The sequence below is a fragment of the Nocardioides sp. genome (assembly GCF_035703625.1).
GTDB lineage: Bacteria > Actinomycetota > Actinomycetes > Propionibacteriales > Nocardioidaceae > Nocardioides.
On record NZ_DASSXS010000159.1, the window covers coordinates 1 to 5621 of the forward strand.

The window sequence follows — 5621 nt, forward strand, 5'->3', positions numbered from 1 at the left end:
GTGGGACACCTCGGCCTTGAGGGTGGACAGCGTGACCGGCTGGTCGCCGTAGACAAGCGCATGCAGCTGTTCGACCGACAGGCCCTCGGGGTGCATCGCCAGCAGGGCGAGGATCTCGGTCTGGCGACGGTTGAGCAGCAGCCGGTCGCCGTCGAGCCAGGCCTCCGCGCTGCCCAGGAGCGAGAGGGTGAGCCCGGGGTCGTCCGGAGCGGTGCTGCCGAACCGGCCGCCCGGCCAGTCGCGCGAGCGCGGCATCGCACTCTCGATCAGCCGGGCCATCACCCGCGCGGTGGCCAGCCCGATCGGGTGGGTGCGGTCCCACGTGGTGGAGAGGTCGATCACCCCGATCTGCTCACCACTGACCGGGTCGTGCACGGGCGCCGCCCAGCAGACCCAGTTGTGCACCATCGAGGCGAAGTGCTCGGCGCTGAAGACCATCGACGGATCGCCGGTGCGCATCGCGATCGCGAGCGCGTTGGTGCCCACGCTCGCCTCGTCCCAGTGACCGCCGGGCACGAAGTTGACCGTCTCGGCCTTGCGCCGCATCACCCGGCCGCCGTAGGTCCACAGGATGCGGGTCTGCGAGTCGGTGATCGCGATGACCAGGTCGCCGTCCTCCGCCGTACGCCGCAGGTCGGACTCCACCCGCTCGACCGCGGTCTGCAGGGGCGTGCTGCGCCAGTACGCCGCGGTGTCGCCTTCGTCGGACAGCGGCGCCTCGACGACGTCGGGGCTGATCGCGGCCTGGGACAGCTGCCAGCTCTGCAGGATCTCGGGGCGCACCAGCGACTCGGCTGCGTCGCCGAGCTCCACGAAGCTGGTCCACGCGCGCACGGCGTCGAGCCGGCGCGTGTGCAGTTCCTCTCGCCCCAACGTCAATGCGTGTCCGTTCCCCTGTGGTGTCGCCACGGTAGCCCGCGGTCGGGCACGGGGGAACCGCTCGGGCCGACAGGTCTGGCGCAGCCAGACCTGTCGCGGCTACTCGGTGACGGGACGCTGGTGGTGGATCCGCCCCTCGGTGGCGCCGAGAGGCTCCCCCGAGCCGCCCCACTGGCCGGCGATGATCTCGGCGGCGATGCTGATCGCCGTCTCCTCCGGGGTGCGCGCGCCCAGGTCGAGGCCGATCGGGCTGGACAGCCGCGCCAGCTCGTCGTCGGTCAGCCCGGCCTCCTTGAGCCGGGCCAGCCGGTCCTCGTGGGTACGCCGCGAGCCCATCGCGCCGACGTAGGCCACCTCGGGCAGCCGGAGCGCCAGCTCGAGGACCGGCACGTCGAACTTGGGGTCGTGGGTGAGGACGGTGACCACCGTGCGCCGGTCGACCCGGCCGGCCTCCATCTCGGCCTCGAGGTAGCGGTGGGGCCAGTCGACGACCACGTCGTCGGCCTCGGGGAACCGGCTGGCGGTCGCGAAGACCGGCCGCGCGTCGCACACGGTCACGTGGTAGCCGAGGAAGCTCCCGACGCGGGCCACCGCCGCCGCGAAGTCGATCGCCCCGAACACCAGCATCCGCGGCTTGGGGGCGAACGCCCAGACGAACACCCGCATCCCCTCGCCCCGACGCTCGCCGTCGGGTCCGTAGGTGAGGGTGGCGTTGTGGCCGGCCGCCAGCAGCCCCAGCGCGTCGTCGCGTACGGCGTCGTCGGCCCGCTGCGACCCCAGCGACCCCGATAGTCCCTCACGTTCCTGTCGTTGCGACGCCGACTTCACGACGTTTTCGTGAGGGACTATCGAATCCGGGCGGACGATCAGTCGCCGCCCCAACCGGGCCGGGTCGGGGTGCTCGATCACCGTGGCCAGCGCGACCGGGCGGCCGGCCGCGACGTCGTCGGCGATGTCGCCGAGCTCGGGGAAGGTCTCGCGGTCCACCTTCTCGACATAGACGTCCAGGATCCCGCCGCAGGTCAGCCCGACCGCGAACGCGTCGTCGTCGGAGACGCCGTACCGCTCGAGCACCGGCTCACCCGACGCCACCACCTGCTGGGCCAGCTCGTAGACCGCGCCCTCGACGCAGCCCCCCGAGACCGAGCCGACAGCGGTCTCGTCGGGGCCGACCAGCATCGAGGCGCCCGCCGGCCGGGGCGCGGACTGGAACGTCGCCACGACGGTGCCGACGCCGACGGTCTCGCCGGCGCGCCACCACTCCAGCAGCTCGGGCATCACGTCACGCACGGGACACCAGCTCCGCGAGCTCGGCGAAGGTGGCGAGCGAGTGGCCGGCCACGAAGTCGTCGACGTACGGCAAGGCCGCGACGACGCCCTGCTGCACGGGCTCGTAGCCGGTCTTGCCGCGGTGCGGGTTGACCCACACCACCCGGTGGGCGATCCGCTGGAGGCGCGCCATCTGGGTGGCCAGCAGCTCGGGGTCCCCGCGCTCCCAGCCGTCGCTGAACACCACGACCACCGAGCCGCGGGCCAGGCCGCGCTGGCCCCAGCGGTCCAGGAAGATGCGCAGGGTCTCGCCGAGCCGGGTGCCTCCCGACCAGTCGGGGACGGTGTCTCCGGCGGCGACCAGCGCGCGCTCCGGGTCGCGAAGGCGCATCGCACGCGTGACGTGGGTGAGCCGGGTGCCGAGCGTGAACGTCTCGACGACCGCTCCGGACGGTCGGCCGGCCTGGGTGAACCGGTGCCCCAGCCGCAGCAGCGCGTCGGCGTACCCGCTCATCGACCCGGACACGTCGATCAGCAGCACCACCCGTCGGGGTCGCACTCCGCGTCGGCGCCAGGCGATGTCGGCGGGCTCCCCCATCCGGCGCAGGCTGGACCGCAGCGTGCGGTGCGCGTCGACCTCCCCGCGGTGCCAGCGCTGGTGACGGGCGGTCCGGCGCTGCGGCGGCCGCAGCCGCAGGGTGGCGAACATCGCGGAGAGCCGCTGCCGCTCGGCGGTGCTGAGGTCGGCGACATCGCGGTGACGGAGCACCTCGGCGGCGCTGGCCGTGGCCCGCACCGTGTCCTCGCCGGGCTCACCCTCGCCGCTGCCCTCGACGTCGGGCAGCGAGGAGAAGCCCGGCGCGGTCGCCTGCGCGGGCCGGAGGCGCGGGAGGCCGTCGCGGGCGTTGAAGTAGGCCTCGAACACCTGGTCGTAGCGCGCCAGGTCGTCCGGGCCGGCACACAGGGTGGCCCGCCCGGCCGTGTACGTCGCCCGCTGTTCGTCGGCGCCCAGCACGGCGACCGCGGCGAGGAACCCGTGCGCCCGGTCCTGGGTGACCGGCACGCCCGCGGCGCGCAGCGCGCGGGTGAAGCCGAGCAGGATCTCGTCGGCCTGACGCGCGTGGCTCATGTGGCGAGCATCCGATCCAGCGCCTGGCGCACCCGGTCGCTGTCCTCGCGGTACTTCACCAGCGCGCCGAGGGTGGCCGACGCGGTCTCCAGGTCGATGTCGGCCGTGCCGAGGTGCTGCAGCGCGCGGGCCCAGTCGAGCGTCTCGGCCACCCCGGGCGGCTTCAGCAGGTCTTCGCGGGTCCGCAGCTGCTGGACGAGCCCGACCACCTGCCGGGCCAGGGTCTCGGCGACCTCGGGGGCCCGCGACCTGACGATCTCGACCTCGCGTTCGAGTCCCGGGTGGTCGATCCAGTGGTAGAGGCAGCGCCGCTTCAGCGCGTCGTGGAGCTCCCGCGTCCGGTTCGAGGTGAGGACGACGACCGGTGGGCTGGCGGCCTTGACCGTGCCCAGCTCGGGGATGCTGACCTGGTAGGTCGACAGCACCTCGAGGAGGAACGCCTCGAACTCGTCGTCGGCCCGGTCGACCTCGTCGACCAGCAGCACGGCCGGGCTCTGCTGGAGCGCGGCCAGCACCGGACGGGCCAGCAGGAAGCGGGCGTCGTACAGGCTCTTCTCGGCCTCCTCGACGTCGGTGCTGCCGGCTCCCGCGGCCTCGAGCGCCCGCAGGTGCAGGATCTGGCGCGGGAAGTCCCAGTCGTAGAGCGCCTGGGTGGCGTCGATGCCCTCGTAGCACTGGAGCCGGATCAGGGGCAGCTCGAGCGCCTCGGCGACGGCCTCGGCCAGGGCGGTCTTGCCGGTTCCGGGCTCGCCCTCGACCAGCAGCGGCCGCTGCATCGTCAGCGACAGGTAGGTCACCGTCGCCAGGGCGTCGTCGCACAGGTAGCCGGTGCGCCCGAGCCGCTGGGCGACCTGGGCCACGGAGTCCATGCCGTCAAGGCTACCCAGCGGCACGTTGGTCCCGGGTTGGTCAGCAGCGCACCGTCCCCGGTCAGCCGCGACACCATGTGCCCCAGGCGTCACACTCCCCGGCGAATCCATGCACTTCTCAGGCATTGCAACGGCTGAGATGTGTCGGTTTCCCCGGCCCGCCGGGGAAACCGACGCCCAGCGCCCACCCACCACCTCCGGCGAATCGCCAGTCTCGACTCCGGATTCGGTCTAGATTTCGATGCGACGACGTATCAGAGAGCACCGGTCCGACTCTCGGGGGATGTGCACACCATGACTCGGCTACCGACGGGGTCCGATTCCGTGTGGGAGGCGTCCGCGACGCACTTCCAGCGGTGGCGCGACGGCGACCGCGGCGCGATGGACGACCTCGTGCTCCTGCTCAGCCCCGTGCTGTGGCAGGTGGTCCGGGCCTGCGGCCTCGACCGCGAGGCCGCGGAGGACGTCGTCCAGACGACCTGGCTGGCGCTCGTGCGCTCGGCGGACGGGATCGCCGAGGCTCGCGCGGTCTCCGGTTGGCTCTGCACCACCGCACGCCGCGAGGCGTGGCGCGTGGCCAGGCAGGGTGCACGCCAGACCCCCACCGACGAGGACGTCCTCGACCGGCACCTGCCCGACGAGCCGGCACCCGAGCAGCAGATCGTGCTCGACGACGAGAACGCCCGGCTGTGGGACTGCCTCAAGCAGCTCCCCGAACGGTGCCAGCGCCTGCTGCGCATCGTCGCGGCCGCGCCGCGTCCCGACTACACCGCCATCGCCTCCGACCTGGGCATGCCGGTGGGGAGCATCGGGCCGACCCGGGGCCGCTGCCTGGAGAAGCTGCGCGTCGAGCTGGTCCGGACGGGAGGCCTGGCATGAACGAGTCCCCCCACCACCTCGACGACGAGGCCCTGCTCGAGGCCGTCGCCCGCGTCTGGCAGCAGCTCGACCCGCCGCCGGCAGACCTCGCCCACGGCGTGCTGGCCAGGATCGCCGCCGAGGACCTCGAGCTCGACCTGCTGACCCTGGTCGAGGCCGCCGACCCCGTCGCCGGCGTACGGTCCTCGGGCACGGCCGAGGACACCGACGAGCTCACCTCCACCTTCCTGGAGTACGTCGGCCCCGACCTGCGGGTCTACGTCCACCTCTCCCGGTTCGACGACGGGACCCGGCTCGACGGCTGGGTGGTGCCGGCACGGAGCCTGACCGTGACCCTGCGCGACGAGCAAGGGACCACCGAGCAGCGGACCGCAGTGGACCAGCACGGCCGGTTCGCCTTCGCGCGCGCCACGTCCGGCGTCGTCCGCCTGACCTTCACCGACGAGCCGCCGAGCAGTGCGCGGCCCCGAGCAACGCCGCCCTTCCACGTCTGAGGAACATATGGACCCGAAACCACCGGAGTCGGCGGACCGTCCGACTCCCACACGCCAGTCCGCGCTCTCCGCGCAGCGCGAGCCGTACGTCCCACCCGGACA

Annotated in this window: 6 protein-coding genes; 2 read left to right on the top strand and 4 right to left on the bottom strand. The window is 73.1% G+C overall.

Going from position 1 to position 5621, the window contains the following annotated elements; translation table 11 throughout:
• The 4 genes from VFN12_RS07910 to VFN12_RS07925 all read right to left on the bottom strand — a co-directional run.
• The coding region (locus VFN12_RS07910; RefSeq protein WP_325118093.1) for a transcriptional regulator at positions 1-873 on the bottom strand (873 nt) is incomplete at its 3' end.
• Positions 874-978: 105 nt separating this feature from the next.
• Positions 979-2169 (bottom strand): XdhC/CoxI family protein, encoded by a 1191-nt coding sequence (locus tag VFN12_RS07915; RefSeq protein ID WP_325118095.1) that lies wholly within the window; start codon positions 2167-2169, stop codon positions 979-981.
• A complete protein-coding gene (locus VFN12_RS07920; protein ID WP_325118096.1) occupies positions 2162-3277 on the bottom strand; it encodes a vWA domain-containing protein in 1116 nt (371 codons plus the stop codon). The genes VFN12_RS07915 and VFN12_RS07920 overlap by 8 nt, the downstream gene beginning before the upstream one ends.
• The gene (locus tag VFN12_RS07925) at positions 3274-4146 is read right to left on the bottom strand and encodes a MoxR family ATPase (protein ID WP_325118097.1); all 873 of its coding nucleotides are present in this window, start codon (positions 4144-4146) and stop codon (positions 3274-3276) included. Before VFN12_RS07925 ends, VFN12_RS07920 begins: the two co-directional genes overlap by 4 nt.
• A 324-nt stretch (positions 4147-4470) precedes the next feature.
• Between VFN12_RS07925 and VFN12_RS07930 the strand changes: the two genes are divergently transcribed.
• Entirely contained in the window at positions 4471-5025 is a 555-nt protein-coding gene (locus VFN12_RS07930) for a sigma-70 family RNA polymerase sigma factor (protein WP_325118098.1), read from the top strand.
• Entirely contained in the window at positions 5022-5519 is a 498-nt protein-coding gene (locus VFN12_RS07935) for a hypothetical protein (protein ID WP_325118099.1), read from the top strand. The genes VFN12_RS07930 and VFN12_RS07935 overlap by 4 nt, the downstream gene beginning before the upstream one ends.
• Positions 5520-5621: the final 102 nt, after the last annotated feature.

Bases quoted from the DNA above. Each gene is read 5' to 3' on its own strand.
- VFN12_RS07935 (WP_325118099.1), top strand. From the start codon at position 5,022: ATGAACGAGTCCCCCCACCACCTCGACGACGAGGCCCTGCTCGAGGCC.
- VFN12_RS07925 (WP_325118097.1), bottom strand. From the start codon at position 4,146: ATGGACTCCGTGGCCCAGGTCGCCCAGCGGCTCGGGCGCACCGGCTAC.
- VFN12_RS07920 (WP_325118096.1), bottom strand. From the start codon at position 3,277: ATGAGCCACGCGCGTCAGGCCGACGAGATCCTGCTCGGCTTCACCCGC.